The following is a 17140-nucleotide window of genomic DNA, read 5'->3' as shown; positions in this document are numbered from 1 at the left end:
GGGGGGGACATCCATTGTGTTTCATCTCCGGGCGGGACAACATCAGTGTGGCCTGCAAAAATAATTAGCGGTGAGCTTTTACCGTGCCAAGCCCATAGATTGCTGACTTCTGCAAAGGGTAAACGTTCGTATTGAAATCCTGTGGAGGTTAAGTGCTCAATTAAAATGTCTTGGCAACCAGCATCATGGGGAGTGATAGAAGGACGTTCGATGAGTTGTTTTAAAAGTTTTAGTGTGTCGCTCATATTAATTTTCGCGTAAAAGTTCATTTAGAGAAATTTTGTTTCGAGTTTTTTCATCCACCTGTTTAATGATGATGGCGCTGTATCGGTTGTAATTTCCTTCTGGAGAAGGAAGGCTCCCCGATATAACTACAGAACCGGAAGGAATTCGTCCGTAAGTAATTTGTTTGGTGAATCGATTATAAATAGGAGTACTTTGGCCGATGAACACACCCATGGAAATAACGGCACCTTTTTCAATAATAACGCCCTCTACAATTTCAGAGCGCGCACCAATGAAACAGTCATCTTCAATAATAGTAGGATGCGCCTGTAAAGGTTCAAGAATGCCACCGATGCCAGCACCGCCAGAAAGGTGAACATTTTTTCCAATTTGCGCGCAAGAACCCACGGTGGCCCAGGTGTCAATCAAGCTTCCTGAATCGACATAGGCACCAATATTGATATAACTTGGCATAAGTACTGTATTCCGGGCTAAATAAGCGCCTTTTCGTACAATTGCATGGGGAACAATCCGGATTCCTTGTCCGCTGAATTCCGCTTGCTGATCATTCTTTAAAGGGATTTTGTCATAGAAGGAAGCGTAACCTCCTTTAAAGGTTTTGATAGGCTCGATTTTAAAATAAAGTAAAATAGCCATTTTAATCCATTCATTGGTCCTCCATTGCTCATTACATTTTTCAGCAATACGAATTTCTCCCCGATCCAGCAGTTCGATAGTTTGATGTACAGCTTCACGAATTTTGTTCGGAGTAGTAGTGTTGCTGGTGAATTCGTCTTTGTTGTGATAAGCCTCTTTGATAAGGCGCTGGAGGTCACTCATTAGGCATCCCTTTGGTTTTCAGTTGCTGTATAATAACAGATATTCCTTATAGGAAAGAAGTCTTGTGTTCGATGGATTGTCTATGCAAGGTTTTCTGCCATAAGGTCTTTTTTAGCAAGGAATCTCTGTTGACGCATTTTAATATCGACAGTATCATGTTTTTCTTTCTTAAGACCGCGGGGTATAGCGCAGTCTGGTAGCGCGCCTGCTTTGGGAGCAGGATGTCGGGGGTTCAAATCCCTCTACCCCGATTCAGATCGTGATGATTTTTTTGTTTGAGTTTGATTTCCAACTTAAACTTGACCCTCGAGTGTAGTTACATGATTATAACTAACGGTATGCGTCCGTAGCTCACTCGGATAGAGCATCGGCCTTCTAAGCCGAGGGTAGCAGGTTCGAATCCTGCCGGGCGCGTTTCAGAGGACTGAAGGCAGAAGTAGTACTCCGGGTACAAAAATAATTAATTGTGGTATGAAGTAAATGACTTAATGGTGGGCGTAGCTCAGTTGGTAGAGCCCCGGATTGTGATTCCGGTTGTGTCGTGGGTTCGAGTCCCATCGTCCACCCCATTTCTAGATCGTATTATTTGTCCTAAGCTCCTGCTGGAGGCACACACTTGGAAAACCAAATCATACCTGTTTTATTAGCTGGGGGTATTGGGAGCCGATTGTGGCCTGTCTCTCGGGAAAGCTATCCAAAACAATTTTGTAAGTTATTTGATGATCTATCCTTGTTGCAAAAACGGCGGAAAGAGCCCGATATGTTTCTGGTATTTCGGATTTAATCGTAGTTACAAACGAAAATTATTATTTTTTATGTCGGGATCAATTGGAGGCTATTGGTTTTACGAATGTTCATTACATTTTAGAGCCTTATCCAAAAAATACAGCTCCAGCCCTTGCTTTAGCTGCTCAATATGCCTGCAAGTATATAGACCCTAATACTACCTTACTCGTATTACCTTCCGATCATTACTTAAGTGATCACGTTGCTTTTAAAAGCACAGTAGAAACAGCGCTTCACTTAGCTAAACAAAATCATCTTGTTATATTTGGTATTGAACCCCATTCGCCTAAAACCGGTTATGGATATATCGAAAAAGGAGACCCGTTCGCAACTGGATTTCGAGTGAGTCGCTTTATCGAAAAGCCCTCATTTCAAAAAACAAAAAATTTCATTTCCCAAGGAGGATTTTATTGGAATAGCGGCATGTTTTTATTTAAAGCTCAGACGTACTTAACTGAATTAGAAAATTTAGCCAATGATATTTTTATTGAAACTCAAAAGGCTTTTCGAGTTGCAAAGAAACAATCTGAATTTTTTCGAGTGAGTAAAAATTTTAATTCCTGTCGAGAAGGCTCTATTGATTATGAGCTTATGGAGAAAACCAATAAGGCAGTTATGTTGCCGCTTTGCACTCAATGGAATGATCTTGGCTGTTGGTCATCGGTGGGGGAAACAGGAAAGCCTGATGCTGAGGGTAATGTCCAATATGGCAATGTGCTGATAAGTAAATGCCAGAATTGTTTAGTTAGTTCTGAAGGCAGGCGAGTAGTTGTCATTGGTGTGAAGGATCAAGTGATTGTAAGTACTCCCGATGCTATTTTGGTGATTGATAAAGATCATGCCCAAGAAGTAAAAGCTGCTGTAGAACAGATGAAGTTGCAACAAGATTCTGTTGCTACTGAGCATAGGCGAATTTATCGTCCGTGGGGGTATTACGAAAAATTAGCTTCGGGCGTGGGATATCAGGTAAAATATTTAGTGGTTAATCCTCACGCAGCACTTTCCTTACAGTTACATCATTGTCGTTCCGAGCATTGGGTTGTGGTCAGCGGCGAAGCGAAGTTGTTAATGGTGAAGATCACTTTCGTTTATTTCCTAATCAATCTACTTATATCGAAAAAGAAACCAAACATCGATTCAGCAATCTCAGTGACCAACCCTTATTAATGATTGAGGTGCAAAGTGGCGATTATTTAGGAGAAGACGATATTGTGCGGTTTGAGGATATTTATGGGCGGATGAATAATGTATTACTCTGATAATATTGATTATCTCTTTAAAACTTACTTGATTATTTTTTAAAAAATACACCTTTTAATCCAAAACGAACCGCGTTTTTATGATTTTTTTTAGATTATTATAACGATCGGGAAAAATTCGCTTAATTACCCTTAATAACTTAGAAACAAATTGATATTGGATCATTTTTAAAATTTGTCTTTTTATTATTAATTTTAAAATTTTTATTTTTCCATTGTTTTGTTTATCGATTGGATAGCTGAGTAGAGAGATTTCTTTAATGATTCCTGGGATATATATTTTTTTTCTAAAAATTTTTTGTTTGTTCTGGGATAGAGATCTGTAATATGAGCATAAATTATTTCTGGTTTAGAGATTCTTCTCGCAGGAACATTTGTGTTGAACATAGTTGAAAGCGCAAGGAAATAATTTGTTAGGTTATTATAAGTGCCAAGATTTATTTCCCCAATTGGGGATTTTTTAATGAATGTTATTGATTTATTTTTCTTGGTAGAGAGAATATTCACATGGGGTCTAATAAGCTCTTCTAAATTTGGTTGAAAATGTGATGTTTGCTCACGGAGGCAAAGAATTTTGAAGCCGCGATAATTTTGAAGCGACTTTGCATATTCCATGAAAATAGTCAGGGAGTGATTAGAAAGAATTGCTGAAAAATCAATAACTAATCCATCAAAGAAATTAAGGCTCTCTGGTTCTTGAATAATAGATTGAGCTATAAATTGACTCGAAAGAAAATAAACATTGTGTTTTATAAATTTAGTATAATTTTTTATGTTTTCAAGGCCCTTTAGATTGGGGTAATAGAAAATTAATATATTTAATTTTTTGTCTTCAATCGTTTTAGGATTGATTTTTATCTCTTCCAGGCCCTGTACGATTGCATTAACACACAGCTTAAATCGTTTATCATAGGATGTTCTTTTTGCAGTTGAAAGTCGTTTTTCAAGTAGGTCCTTGTCAAAACGCTCTTTACTAGCTTGACGAATTGCCTTCTCAAAGTCGTCTACATTGGATGCAAAATGGATAACTTTTTCTTTATCTTCTTTTATTAAATTATCAATCGGTGTGCTTACCACTGGTAAACCACTAGCTAAATATTCGTATGTTTTCAGAGGGAAAGATACTTTGATAAAGTTTTTTTGCACGAATGGAATAATCCCCACTGTTGATCGATAAGCTATTTCTCTAAGTTGTTCGAGCTGCATTAATCCTAAGTATTTTACATTTTCATGAGCTATGAGATTTTCCCAACCTTGATCATTTTCAAAAACGACTTTTCCACAAAATACAAATTTCCAATCCTTCATTCTCTTTACGAGTTGATTGAGTAAATCGTAATCAAGTTTGTTAAAAATATTACCTTGATAGAAAGCTATGTTTTCTTGTATTGGAATATTTTTCGGGCAGATAAGGAATAAAATTGATAATCACAACCATTGTTTATAACAATAGAGGAACCTATATAGTTACCGTTAGTATGGTAGCTTTCTTGAATACCTTGTGATACACAGATTAATAAATCGGTTGCTTTTAATGCTAGTTGGTCCAGATTATATAAGGATGTTTCCTTCTGAAAAGTTACGGGACCATCAGCGGAATAAAAAGCTTCAGTAGCGTGATAGACTACAAAAGGAAAATAAGTTGAATGGATAAATTCCCAAAAATTGCAATTATAAATCCAGGCGAGAGGCCAATTTATGTTTTTTTCTTTTAATGCTTGGGTAAGTAATTGATTTTGGATCGAACCATATTCGTTATATATATGCAATAAGGTGACATTAGATAGTTCAGTTTTTTCAAACTTATAAGCCGGTTTATCAAGATCAGCTTGAATAAAGATTACAGGGGCTATGGTCGATAAGCGCTTTGAATAATGATAGCGATTACTTCGCATTTCCGTATGCCAATTAGACCAGGTGAACATAATGATGCTGTCTATTTTACTTTTCAGTGCCTCTAAGGCTTGATTAATTGTCATTCTATTCCTTTCTCTGATTAGTCTATATCACATTCAAGATATATTGTTTCCATTTTGAAGTAATAATTTCTCTCCATTCTCGACTGCCTGGGGATGATATATTTATTTGGAATGTTTTCTTTAGCCAATCGACTTCCGGAGCAGGAAAACCTAATTTATCTACTCGCAGTCTAACATCCTCTGGGACTATGCCTTTTATAGCTTCGCGTAAAACAGCTTTAGTGTAGCCTTTATTTATTCTAAGCGATACAGGAAGGGATAAACAAAATTCAACGATGTCTTTAGAAATAAAAGGAACGCGAGATTCTATAGAAAATGCCATGGAATTCCTATCTTCATAGCGGAGCAGTTGTGGTAAGTTTGAATCACAAACCAAATCTTTGAGTTGTTCCTCAAAATCCCCTTGGGGCTGATTAAGTTGAAATAATCTGCATTCATACTCATCAAAAAATTCGCTTTTAGAATTTATAGATAAATTTCGGTTTAATAAATTATTGCATTTAGTCTTTAGATAATATTTAACAAAATTAGAGAATGATTTTTTCTCAAGAGAGATATTCATTCTCTTTTTTGCTGCTCGCAATTCTTGGCGGTAAAGAATATAATTTCCTTTATTCAGTAAAGAATTTAGATAAATAGGTAGATAGCCTAAATAACCTGCAAGCATTTCATCTGGTCCTTGACCATCCAAAATTACTTTTATTTGGGAAGTGGAAATTTGTTTAAAAATCGTATATTGAGCAAAAATGCTGATACTTCCAAAAGGCTCATCTTGAATAGAAATTAACTTAGATAATTCATTTTGAAAAGATTCATAGGTGGGCTCGACATATATTGCTATAGCTCCAGATAATTCAACAACTCTTTTTGCCCAATGAGACTCATTAAGGTGGGTATGATTCGGATAATAGATAGTAAAAGTTTGAAGGGGTTTTCCTTTTTGCAATCTGCTAACAACAGAGACAATTGTTGAAGAATCGATACCGCCACTCAGACAAGAACCTATCTGAACGTCACTTCGCATATGAAGTTTAATACTTTGAATAATAAGATGACGCAAATTTAATGCTGCATCGCCTAAGGAGATTTTTTTGATCGTTTTAGAAGGAGCCCAATAGCGAATAAAATTTAATTTTCGAAGCGGTTTGTTTAGATTGATAATACTGTAATGTGCATGGGGAAATCGTTTAATGTATTTAAAAAACGTCCAATCTTTTCTTTCTAAAAAGGCATTTTCAATAAAAAGTTGGACGGATACATCATCAATTTCATTAAATCTTGAATGAGCGGCTCTTAAAGCTTTGGGTTCGGAGGCAAAAAATAAATGATCTTGAATAATTCCGTAATAAAGTGGCTTTATAGCAAATCGATCTCTCGATAAAATAATTTTTTTTCGATCAAATCATATAGTGCTAAGGACCACATTCCAATAAATAAAGAAAAAGCATTGTGTCCCCAATGACGAAAGCATTCGAGAATAACTTCAGTGTCGGAATTAGAATTAAAAATACTTTTTCTTTTTTCACATTTTTTACGAAGTTCTATATAGTTATAAATCTCACCGTTATAAGTCAATACATAACGACCATCATAACTGAGCATAGGTTGTGCAGCATGATTCGTCAAATCGATGATTGAAAGTCGTCTATGACCTAAAAACACACGACGGTCGGATGAATACCAAGTTCCTTCACCATCTGGTCCTCTATGGAGCAAAGCATTCTTCATTTTCTCGATTAAGAGATCCGAATTAAGTGAGACGTTATTAAGAGATATGATCCCTACGATACCGCACATAATTTATGTTTGTCTAAATTTGAAGCTTTTTCAAAGTATAATGTATGTTTTTTCTATTATCTAGAACTTTTTTAAAAATAACTTAGAAAAGAAACATATTTCTCTTAAATTGAGATAAATTCTTTTTTTCTGACGAACAAAATTTAACCATTTAATTTGGGTTGCACGAGTCTATTTGATTTTTTTAGAGTGATGTATTTTATTTTCCATAGAGAAGATTGAGGTTTTAAAGTTAAATTTAACAATATTAAGCGAATATCTAAGGCATGGGACAATTCTATAGGGATAAATATAATTTTGGATTTTTTAAAAAATTGCTTATCTATGTAACTGTACAATGATATAAATTTCTGTTCGTTACATCTAGGGGTTTAGTTTTTAAGTACTTTGTCACATTGCATTTGAGCGGTACCTATATGCAAATTCCTCCATTTAAAACGAGACCATTTAAAATAAGAAAGTAAGTTCCTGGGCTTAATTGAAAAGTCGGTGATATAAGTTGATAACCCATTACCGTACTGCTAGTTTTTATTAAAAAAGAGTGATTAAATTTTTTATTGATATCACGCTTTTAGCTTTAAACCAGCGATTGAGTGTAGAATATTCAGACTTCCACCCTTCTGTGGGAGGTTGTTTCAGCATTGTTTGGGACCCATAATTCAAAGGGGATATGTAATAAGCGTAAGGACCGTATTGATCCAATTCCTTAGATTGGATATTTAGAGAAGTTGTTTGTGGGGTTGCCCAATAGTTTCTATTATCAGTAGAATTAAGAAAAGATTGATAATTTTGAAAGTAATAGAGAAGATCTGATGATTTATATCTGCCAGTGTTTAGATTTCCAATGACGGTATGAAAAAACGTGTCGATATCATTTCTTGAATAGAAATTTATCATTTCAGTGGATGAATTTTATGCCCTGAGGCAACTTGATTAAAAGTAGCTTTTGCTATTAGGCCGATAGTAGGATCAAGAAGTAAAGGGATTCCTGTATATTTCGTAAAAATTTGCACATGATTTTCAATGATTCCGCCGTTTCAACCGACAAATATTATTTTTATTGGAGCAATCGGATGCAACAATCGATATAATTCGTAGATTATCCTGATATAATCTGAGCAAACTAAAGATGAGCATGCTAATTCTGTCTGGAGAGAATGGGAAGAAGGTGGGGGTGAGCAGACGCCATAAGGCTTTAATTTATAAGCCACGAGAGTTACAAAAACTATTTTGCGACCCATATCATTTAACTGAGAAAATGGTTTTCCTAACGCTGTAGTAAAGATAGTTTCATATTTCTTATAGTTAGGTGTATATAGTATTTGGGTTTTTCTGAATTATGTTTCAATATTGCTTTGGATAGAAATGGTGTTTTTTCTGGCAATTCAACGGATTTAATTGTTATTAACAGAGCGCTGCTCATTAAAACAATTTTTAAGAATAACAAAAATTTTCGCTTTCGAAATCGAAATAAATTTACCTTAAAATAAATTTACCTTAATATTTAACATAGAAAATCCTTTAAAGAATTTATAAATAGCCACCATTTTGCAATTTCATTTTAATTGTAACAGATATTGCTCAGTTTTTAATTACTTTCTTTTTCTTTAGGGGATTATTTTAGTATTTTAATGGTATATTGTGTCAGTATTATCTTTTTAAGGCAAGTTTTATCGTGGAATCGATTCGTAATGAGAAGGCTCCCATATTTGAAGCTTGCTTGTCGTCTAGAAACTAGATAGAGTGAACAATGGAAGCTTTTCTTTAGCTATTTAAATTACAAAGGAGTTATTAGATGTTATCCCAAGCAAAAAAATACATAGAAAAAGTCCTAAGTTTTAGAAAGAAGATGGAACATTCTAATACCAAATATTAGACTGAGCACAATGTAAATTTGCATAGGCTGTTTAATTCGATAGAGGAATCATTGATCTATTTCCATTGGCGTAATGATCAATATTAGAATTATATAGAATTGATTAAAATTGATGCCTGTAAAAGGCTATGACAATAAAGTCATTTTAGACTTTAGTTACAGGACTCATCACCATTTAATTGGTTTTGGCCATTATTTCAAACCTAAAAAGCTAATAGGTGCTGATGTTTCATCCTCTTCTCTTGAAGAAGCAAGGTGTCGGTTAGAAATACATAAAATAGAAACGGAATTAGTCCGATTAGATGAGAACTCTTCAAAGTTACTATTTGAGGGCGATTCAATTGATCATATCCATAGTTCCGGTGTTATTCCACCGTATACAAAATCCAGAAAAAGTTCTAAATGAATTTAAAAGAATTTTAAAACTGGGCGGATCCATACGCGTAATGGTTTATAATTATAACAGCTTATGGGTACATCTTCGTTAAGAGGATTGTTGAAGGTCAATATACTAATATGGATTTAATTGAAGCATTTAGTGAGACAACAGATGGTAGTAGATTGTCCTCGCTCAGTTTATTATTTTCCTGAAGAATTCATTGCTTTAAATAAAACAATTGGATTAAAGTGTAGTTATCTTGGCGCTGCAATCTCAATATTTGAGATGTCTTTATTATAAAAACGCTTTGATGCAATAAGATAATGAATTTATCTCTACCAAGTGAGCATCGTAATTTTCTTTTGTCATTGACTTTTGATGAAAAAAGATATGTGAAATATCGTGATGAATATGGAGGGGATCGATCGCTATAAAAGTTTAGCGATTTTCATTTCCAAATTCAATTTTTAATATTCGATTTATTTGAGATACTATTAAGGGACCAAATTTTGTACGTATTGATAAGGGAAGTTTATGCCAGATTAGTTTGGCATAATTAATAAATTTAGATTCCTTCTTTATAATTATTGAGTCTTTAAGCTTTTTAAGCGAAAGTTTAAAAGATGAATGGCGATATTCTTTATAATGAAATGACGCAGCACATCTATTATAAACTTTTCCCAGTTTCATGAGTTCTAGTAAAGAAATCTTATTGTCTTTGATGATTAAATCTGCAGAAGGAAGTAAGCGTTTTTCCATATTATTCCAAAAATTGTTTGGATATTGGAAATCCGTTAAGGGATTAGATAGTCTATAAATATCATAAATTAAAGGTATTTTAAGTAGATTTTTTAGCATTATTCCAGCAGGGAGAGTATCAAAATCACAAGCAATAATTGCTGATATATTCTGAAAACGGCAACCTAAGGAGAATAAAGTAGAATTGATAGATACAAAATGATTGACAAATAGATGGAAATCGTTTAACTCATCAATAGTTTTTAAAAAATGAGATGTTAAATTTTCTTCCGTATTCGCGATTAGAGTAAGCCTGGCGAGTTCCAGCTGCGCTGGACAATATCCTTTTTCATTTATTTCTAACCAAGTTTGTGTATCATAGTTGTGGGGTGCAGTAACTTGAAGAGTTCCATCCTGCATCTGTTTAGTATCTATGTCATTACTGAGATTATTGATAGCAAGAAGATGTATAGCTCCCAAATTAGCAAGCTTTTTCTTTATTTTGCAGAAATGGCTCTTGATTGAAAAAGCATCAGCATCCAGAAACAAGAAATGCTTAGAACGCTTTGTTGATCTAATATTTATAGTATATTTTAGCTTTTTGTTTTCTGATATTTTATCTATTGCTGTATCAAAGTGTTTAGCGAAATTTTCTATCCAATAATCGTGTTTTACAATAATATCTTGATAGGCTTGCTCTACGATAGCTGTTCTGTTTTCATCGGAAGAAAAAAATTACAAACTTCATCAAAGTTAGAATAATCTTTTTTTAGAGGTACATAATGGACCCAAGGCTTTAGAATATTTGAGTACTCTCCTTCATATAAGATTTGGAGAGTTTTTGTGGCAACAGCTTCAAAGTGTCTGGGTGATATCTGGTTGTAATCTATTTTCTCACCAATTGATTCAAGTAATTCAAGAATGCGTTCGGCAACTTCTGGATCGTTTTCATTTTCCAACTGATAAGTAGATTTGAGTTCTAAAAATTGCTTTTCTAAAGAACCATCCAAATCAAAAATATTTGCTCCAGACTCAACGCCTAATACAGCTTTACAATTTCCTAAAAAATTATACCACTCATCTCCCTTTTTGCGGTCTTCCCATCGACTGGATATATCGACGACTAATCCTTTTTGTTTAGCGAGAACTCGTACATCGTAACCAATTTTACGCTTCTCGTAAGCTAATTGGCCAAAATCAAGGGTTGAATTGATCCGCGATAGCCGATGTCAATTTTGCGACCCTCTAGAGGGTAACTCAATTGACGCATTTTTGGGGTGACGTAACCTGTTAACATTTGATAAAACTTAATATTACCTACTATTTCTTCAGGATAGACTTTGTGCCTTTCCGATTCTTTTAGGCAGGTGAATATTAAATCGAATTTATTATGCCCAATATATTTTGCTACTTGACGTGTATTAAATTGTTCGTCTTGCTTAAATAAAATTTTTAAGCCCTGATAATCTCGAAAATGAATGTTGAGATTGCTATCAAGGTAGCGAAGATTTTCTAGATTATAGGATATTGTATTATGAATGACTATTCCTTTATAATGGGTAATATCTATTTCTGCAGGAATTTTGTAATAAGGTCCTTGATATTTAAAAAATTTAATACATGAATATTAAATTTAGAAAACCTTTTTAAGTTTATATTTTCAGGAATTGTAGCAATCCCTTGTGGATCGAGATAACAAAGTAACAGAAGCGAATGCTTGGTTCCATTCATATCTTTTTCTTCACAATCTTATGAGCATACTGTACCTAATTTAGAAGTACTTATTATAGAGTCTTCCATTATTTTGACTCCTCCAAAACTAAGCATATTTCCATGTTCTAACCACAATACCTTGTTACAATATGTTTTTATAATTTCATTTGAATGCGAGGCCATAACCACGATATTTGATTTTTCGACAAAACTATCCATCCGTTTTTTTGCTTTGGATTGAAAGGCGGTATCACCAGCGCCAAAAATTTCATCAATTAAAAGAATATCGGGATCCACTATGGTAGAAAGGGCAAATGCTAATCTAACAGCCATACCAGTAGAATATTTTTTAATTGGCATGGCGAGATACTCACCCATCTCAGTAAACTCTTCAATATCTGGAATTAAAGACTTTATTTCTTTTTTAGAAAGACCTAATAACATTCCACGAATTTTTATATTTTCATAACCATTCAATTCAGGTTGCATTCCAATATTTATATCAAGTAAGGACGCGACTTTACCATCGATTTCTACTCTCCCAAATTTTGGAGCAAATACTCCAGCTAAAACTCTGAGTAAAGTGCTTTTACCAGAACCATTATGACCTATTAACCCCAAACGGTCACCGTGTTTTAAAGAAAAAGAAATATTGTTTAGGGCTTTTACAGCTACGGAACTGCTATTTATTAGTTTTAATTTTCCTCCTGTAGCAGCGTTTAAGATACTCTTTTTAAGAGAACGTTGATTTACCCTGTACAAAGGGTATTCAAGGTGAAGATTTTCTATGTGTATGGATGACATTTTATTAATTTTTTAAATCATAACTCATAACCAAAAAGGTACTTTGTGCCTTTGAGTGTTGAAAATTAGTGAAACTAAAATAAACCCTATTAAAAAAAAGGACAATCCGAAATACCAAGAATTGGTTTGTGGTGCACTTCCAAGCAGGGGAGCCCTGATTAAGTCAATAAGATAGGTCACAGGATTGAATATGATTATTTTTGAAGTATTTTTAATCAGATGTGGCATCCAGGTTATGGGAGAGATAAAAAATAATACTTGAATCAGGCTCGTGATGAGGGGAGGCATATCTCTATATCGTGTACTAATTATACCAATAAATAAGCTAATAAATATAAGATTAGAGGCAACGATTAAAAAACCAGGGAAAAATAAAAGAGCATATTTAGTTATTTTTATTTTGAAGATGAAGATTACCATCAGATAAACAACTAAATTATGAAGAAAAATAATAATATTACGCCAGAGTATTTGATATACGAATAGAGTAAAAGGTAATTTAATTTGATAGAGGTAAGGTTTTGCCATGATAAACATATCACAGCTATCGATCATGATCGAGGATATGAAAGTCCATGCTAATAACCCGCATGTTAGGAAAGGGATGTATTCTTGTAGTGATTGATGAAATAATCTGGAGTATACGATCCCTAAGGCTACTAGAAAAATTGACAGATTTAAAGTGATCCATAAGGGACCCAATACTGATCCCATATAACGTTGACGAATGTCCATCCACCCTAAGTGAAGCCAGATTTTGGTGTGGGTTGTTAAGGATAGGAAATCCTCTAATGTATTGAAAAGCTTTTTTAGCATTGTCTCTTTGATTTCTCCTTAATGCTAATATAGTAACGTATGGAAATAATTCCTAAAATTTTTAATCTAAAAGTGGTTACTAAAAAACCTGTTTGCTTAAACTAAAATTCATTTTATTTTCTGAAGGATTTTGTTTGCCTCCGTACCTAGCTATATAGGAGCGTATTGTGTCAGCATTGTCGTTTAAAGGCAAGGTTTCAACGTTCACAATCAACGTTAGGTGCATTAAAATGGGATCCACTTTTCAATCCCTCACTGTAGGATAAATTTCAGCTAAAACACAGTTTCTTTCCAATAATTAGGCTTTACCATGAACTCAAATGGAAGCTAATGTGGTTGATGGGAATACGACTACAGACCTATTAAAAATCGATGGCTTAACTCGTAATACGACAGCACTATATTTTAAGCTGGGCTATTTTTCTTACCTACCTCGTTTATTTTTTATCTTAAATACTTTTCCATATAAAGGCTTCGATTATACATATCATGGTTTTTATCTTTACTCTTTGGCCTAGCTCGCACGTTGATTGATTTCAGGGCGTGGTTTTCAGATCTTTATAATTCCTTTTAGATAAAGCTTTGGGTTAAAAATTATCTATTTTTAAAGAACTTAAAGCTATCATGGCCTGTGTATTATCGGTATTAGTTTTTTCTTTTGTTTGCGCAATAAATTGACACCTTCATTTACGTTGCCGCTTTCTCTCACCTTTTTACTCAATACTCAGACTACTTTTATTTTTAACTATCAAATCGTTCCCATTTACATGTTGATGCTTGCTTATTGCTGTCTGCATGTTTCATCTAAATTACATCATTCTTATGCAAGATACAGTTGGCTCTCATTGGGTGCAATGCTTTATTCTTTAGCGATACTATCGAACATTTCTCTTGTACCATTGATTCTAGTTATTGCTTTATTTTTTCTAGTCTTAAGAGAAGATAAGTTCTCAGAAAGCCATTCTTTGGTTTTTTCATGGTGTGCTTTTGATTAGTTTTTCTTTACTTTTCTATCTCTTTGAGAGTAATACTCATTTCTTAACTTACAAATTTCATAAGGTGAATTTATTACGAGGATCTATAAAACATGGGAGTGAGTTTCTCTTTCCTTTCTTGGGCATGTAAAGATTCTACTTTTTACTTTTATCATAGATTTTATTATTAATTTATATTTATCCTAAAAATCAATGAAAAAAATAGCAATGTCCTAAGTAAAGGGATTGTATTTTTTATTGCATTAATAGTAATAATAGTAATAATAGGAGAAAACGCTCACCACTTTCTTCATCGACCTGTTATTCTGACGTTTTATAACTATGCGCTAACCTCAATTTTATTTAGCTATGTAGTCTTAGTTTTATTATTTTCCTGGGGACTTTACAATCGGCACTTTTACTTTAATTTTATTCTTACACTAGGGGCGATGGCTTTATTAGGTATTGGTGCACAATCGAGTCCATTATGGAATTTTTTTCTCATGAGCCCTATTTATTTAATGCTTTGTGCCTATCTCTTACGAGAAGGTGTAGATTCTTAGAAATTTAATAAATTTATTATCTTTATAGCTCTATTGACGGTATGTATTATAACCACTTTTATCCAAAGCAATTACACATATCGTAGCGATTTTTCTTATAAAAATAAGATCTTAATGAATTATTCTATTTTTCAGTGAATTTTTTTAGTTCAGAGAAAAAAGAGGAAATTAATCTAAATAATTCCTATGCGAATAATTCCTATGCATTTAATAATGAGTCTTGGATTGATTTTCATCTTATATTTATCTACTTTCCCCTCAAGAAAGGCTTCACGATTCCTTCCCTTTTGATAGATAATTTTTGCTCGTTCAATCAGGTGCTCGTCATTAATAAACAGAGCGCCCTCAAGGCCGGAGGTAATATTTTTCGTATGGTGGAAGCTAATTTGCTTCCATATTTCTAATTGAGCCTAGTGCTTTCCCTTGATAATCTACCATTAGCCATTGTGCGGCATCCTCAATAACAAATAGACCATGTCTTTTTGCAATCGAGAGGATGGTATTCATATCGCAAGCAATCTCAGCATAATGAATAGGCACAATCGCCTTGGTGTGTTTTGTAATCGCTTGTTCAATTTTAGTTTTGTCTATGTTCAGTGTATCGGGTCGCATATCAATAAAAACAGGCTTTGCGACTCGCAATACAAATACGGTCGCTGTTGAAACGAATAGAAAGGATGGCATAATCAATTCGTTACTGGGTTAGATATCTGTCAATAACGCTGCCATTTCTAATGTGCTGGTGCATGAATGAGTGAGTAAAACTTTTTAGTGGCTGTTAACTTAGTCAAGTTTAGATTCAACGGGATTAGTAAAATGAGCAGATTCGATGCTTTTAGGATCTAACCCCTCTGCAATGCGCTTTTACGTATTAAGGGCAAAATAAGGTATATGAAATTTGATAACCACTTTGTATCATCCTGATTATTGTATCGTATTGATTTTTATCATAATCTTTCTGTTATCTTGGTATCCAATTCTGCATAATATAACATGTCACCATTTTTTTGAAAAGGGTAGGTAAATTAAATATTCGTTTTGATCAGAGAGAAGCGAATTTTCATCCTCAAATTAAGGAACATCTGTAAAACAGTTGGTTATCTCAATGTATATTTTCGTATTTGGTGCGCTACATTTGTTTTCAGCGGTATTTTAGGATAACTTCAGTGATGTACCTATACATTGAATTTACTACTGGAGAGTATGATGATTACATTAAATTTACCAGCCAGAGAATCAAAACCGAGAGCGAATGGCATAACCCATGTCCTTGACAAAAAGAAAAAATTTGTTTGCTTAGAGAAGCAGAAATAATGGTTTATTTTGGTGGAACACTTTTTAAATATTTGTATATTCATGATCAAATAGAGCAACATGCCTTTTGGCTACATAGGTTGGAAGTAGATTGTATTGAAGTTTCTGATGGTACAATTAGCATCCCATTAAAAGAGAAGTTGGTATTTATTGAGAAATTTTTAAAGTCATTCAAATTTCTCGCTGAAATTGGTAGTAAAGATCCTGAGATAGTAGTTGCCCCTTACAAATGGTTGCAAGAAATAAAAGGTACTTTTAATTCTGGTGCATACAAAATAGTAACTGAAGGTCGTGAAAGCGGTACAGTAGAGGTTTCCCGGACCTCTGGAGAAATTCAGAAAGAACTACTAATAGAAAAAAATATTACAAGCTACTCCACTTTAATAGTTTTATTTTTGAGGCTCCCCAAAAGCACAACAAACTTAGTTTATTTAAAGAGTTTGGTGAAAATGTTAATCTAAGAAATATTGTACCGAATGAAATTATTTCACTAGAAACGCTAAGGTTGGGTTTGCGAAGTGATACTCTTTTAAATTTTCACAAGAGATCCTTAGAAGTTAATGAAGTTTGAGATGATAAAAAGCCAAAAACGCATATGCGATAGGCTTAGTAAGAAAGCATCATCTTTACTTTTAAATTCTGCTTATAAATTTGAATTTAGTGATTAGGATACTCTGTTTAATGGAATGTCTAAGGCTGATATTGCGCATGCAATTATAATGATTGAGGAAGAACTGATTCCTCAATTAGAAGGAAGTATACTTCTTTCTGCACTGCTTCAACTGAATAAATGCTCTTTAGTTGAAAATTTATTTGATCCTTCCTTTAGAGATGTTTATACAAATCGGGAACACTACTTTAGATAACAAATTGCTGCTTCGGCTAAATGGCTTCATGCAGGGGCAAGCAAGAAGAGAATGTTCCATGATAGGTCTCCTCTTGGCAATGAGAAAACGATTATTAAGATTTGCCGAATCCTTAATAGCTTTATCTAAGGCGATTTTGGAACAGGCTTCCAATAATCTTGAAACCATAATGCCTGATTTACTTACTTACTTACTTACTTACTTACTTACT

15 protein-coding genes, 3 tRNA genes and 3 pseudogenes are annotated in these 17140 nt (G+C 33.8%); 8 read left to right on the top strand and 13 right to left on the bottom strand.

The genetic code is table 11. The annotated features are described in order from the left end of the window. Positions 1 to 245: pseudogene (locus B1F79_RS05220) on the bottom strand (succinyl-diaminopimelate desuccinylase); the annotation flags it as partial. 1 nt (position 246) lies between these two features. After that, on the bottom strand, positions 247 to 1065 hold the full coding sequence (gene dapD, locus B1F79_RS05215; protein WP_251366267.1) for a 2,3,4,5-tetrahydropyridine-2,6-dicarboxylate N-succinyltransferase: 819 nt from the start codon (positions 1063 to 1065) through the stop codon (positions 247 to 249). Positions 1066 to 1242: 177 nt separating this feature from the next. On the opposite strand from dapD, the gene B1F79_RS05210 reads away from it, so the two are divergent. The 4 genes and pseudogenes from B1F79_RS05210 to B1F79_RS05190 all read left to right on the top strand — a co-directional run. Beyond that, a tRNA-Pro gene (locus B1F79_RS05210) sits at positions 1243 to 1316 on the top strand. A gap of 89 nt (positions 1317 to 1405) precedes the next feature. Further along, positions 1406 to 1479 (top strand) — tRNA-Arg (locus B1F79_RS05205). Positions 1480 to 1556: 77 nt separating this feature from the next. Further along, positions 1557 to 1634 (top strand) — tRNA-His (locus B1F79_RS05200). A gap of 47 nt (positions 1635 to 1681) precedes the next feature. Further along, a pseudogene (locus tag B1F79_RS05190) lies at positions 1682 to 3017 on the top strand (mannose-1-phosphate guanylyltransferase/mannose-6-phosphate isomerase); the annotation flags it as partial. A gap of 297 nt (positions 3018 to 3314) precedes the next feature. On the opposite strand, the gene B1F79_RS05180 reads toward B1F79_RS05190, so the two are convergent. The 4 genes and pseudogenes from B1F79_RS05180 to B1F79_RS07245 all read right to left on the bottom strand — a co-directional run. Further along, positions 3315 to 4466 carry a glycosyltransferase gene (locus B1F79_RS05180; protein ID WP_251366268.1) on the bottom strand — a complete coding sequence of 384 codons (1152 nt, stop codon included), beginning with the start codon at positions 4464 to 4466 and terminating at the stop codon, positions 3315 to 3317. 17 nt (positions 4467 to 4483) lie between these two features. Continuing rightward, positions 4484 to 5089, bottom strand: a complete 606-nt coding sequence (locus B1F79_RS05175; RefSeq protein ID WP_251366265.1) for a hypothetical protein — start codon at positions 5087 to 5089, stop codon at positions 4484 to 4486. Between the two features lie 22 nt (positions 5090 to 5111). After that, positions 5112 to 6149: an asparagine synthetase B family protein gene (locus B1F79_RS05170; RefSeq protein WP_251366264.1), complete on the bottom strand. Its 1038-nt coding sequence runs from the start codon at positions 6147 to 6149 to the stop codon at positions 5112 to 5114. Positions 6150 to 6296: 147 nt separating this feature from the next. Beyond that, positions 6297 to 6886: pseudogene (locus B1F79_RS07245) on the bottom strand (asparagine synthetase B family protein); the annotation flags it as partial. Positions 6887 to 8871: 1985 nt separating this feature from the next. Between B1F79_RS07245 and B1F79_RS05160 the strand changes: the two are divergent. After that, complete coding sequence (locus B1F79_RS05160) at positions 8872 to 9168, top strand: class I SAM-dependent methyltransferase (RefSeq protein WP_251366262.1); 297 nt, start codon at positions 8872 to 8874, stop codon at positions 9166 to 9168. Between the two features lie 411 nt (positions 9169 to 9579). Here B1F79_RS05160 and B1F79_RS05155 read toward each other — a convergent pair whose 3' ends face one another. The 7 genes from B1F79_RS05155 to B1F79_RS05135 form a co-directional block, all read right to left on the bottom strand. Further along, positions 9580 to 10428, bottom strand: a complete 849-nt coding sequence (locus B1F79_RS05155) for a hypothetical protein (protein ID WP_251366261.1) — start codon at positions 10426 to 10428, stop codon at positions 9580 to 9582. A 149-nt stretch (positions 10429 to 10577) separates the two neighbouring features. Then, complete coding sequence (locus B1F79_RS05150) at positions 10578 to 10889, bottom strand: hypothetical protein (RefSeq protein WP_251366260.1); 312 nt, start codon at positions 10887 to 10889, stop codon at positions 10578 to 10580. Between the two features lie 739 nt (positions 10890 to 11628). Further along, positions 11629 to 12354 carry an ABC transporter ATP-binding protein gene (locus B1F79_RS05145; protein WP_251366259.1) on the bottom strand — a complete coding sequence of 242 codons (726 nt, stop codon included), beginning with the start codon at positions 12352 to 12354 and terminating at the stop codon, positions 11629 to 11631. 66 nt (positions 12355 to 12420) lie between these two features. Beyond that, complete coding sequence (locus B1F79_RS07105) at positions 12421 to 13131, bottom strand: ABC transporter permease (RefSeq protein ID WP_372443159.1); 711 nt, start codon at positions 13129 to 13131, stop codon at positions 12421 to 12423. Between the two features lie 160 nt (positions 13132 to 13291). Further along, positions 13292 to 13453, bottom strand: coding sequence for a hypothetical protein (locus B1F79_RS05140; RefSeq protein ID WP_251366258.1), 162 nt, complete (start codon positions 13451 to 13453; stop codon positions 13292 to 13294). 1469 nt (positions 13454 to 14922) lie between these two features. Further along, on the bottom strand, positions 14923 to 15081 hold the full coding sequence (locus B1F79_RS07100) for a hypothetical protein (protein ID WP_372443161.1): 159 nt from the start codon (positions 15079 to 15081) through the stop codon (positions 14923 to 14925). A 49-nt stretch (positions 15082 to 15130) separates the two neighbouring features. Beyond that, positions 15131 to 15439 carry a DegT/DnrJ/EryC1/StrS family aminotransferase gene (locus B1F79_RS05135; RefSeq protein ID WP_285896417.1) on the bottom strand — a complete coding sequence of 103 codons (309 nt, stop codon included), beginning with the start codon at positions 15437 to 15439 and terminating at the stop codon, positions 15131 to 15133. A 596-nt stretch (positions 15440 to 16035) separates the two neighbouring features. On the opposite strand from B1F79_RS05135, the gene B1F79_RS05130 reads away from it, so the two are divergent. From B1F79_RS05130 to B1F79_RS05125, 3 genes are all read left to right on the top strand, one after another. Continuing rightward, positions 16036 to 16524, top strand: a complete 489-nt coding sequence (locus tag B1F79_RS05130) for a phosphosulfolactate synthase (protein WP_308159742.1) — start codon at positions 16036 to 16038, stop codon at positions 16522 to 16524. Next, entirely contained in the window at positions 16455 to 16634 is a 180-nt protein-coding gene (locus tag B1F79_RS07095; protein WP_372443160.1) for a phosphosulfolactate synthase, read from the top strand. Before B1F79_RS05130 ends, B1F79_RS07095 begins: the two co-directional genes overlap by 70 nt. Before the next feature lie 242 nt (positions 16635 to 16876). Further along, on the top strand, positions 16877 to 17140 hold a 264-nt coding region (locus B1F79_RS05125), incomplete at its 3' end, for a hypothetical protein (protein ID WP_251366255.1).

The organism is Coxiella-like endosymbiont of Rhipicephalus sanguineus (assembly GCF_018687865.1).
The sequence above is the reverse complement of the archived record's forward strand: the minus strand, read 5'-3'. Positions and strand labels throughout refer to the sequence as shown.

What these genes read in the sequence shown, in the direction of transcription:
- B1F79_RS05175 (WP_251366265.1), bottom strand. Translation starts at nt 5,089, where the DNA reads ATGACAATTAATCAAGCCTTAGAGGCACTGAAAAGTAAAATAGACAGC.
- dapD (WP_251366267.1), bottom strand. Translation starts at nt 1,065, where the DNA reads ATGAGTGACCTCCAGCGCCTTATCAAAGAGGCTTATCACAACAAAGAC.
- B1F79_RS07105 (WP_372443159.1), bottom strand. Translation starts at nt 13,131, where the DNA reads ATGGACATTCGTCAACGTTATATGGGATCAGTATTGGGTCCCTTATGG.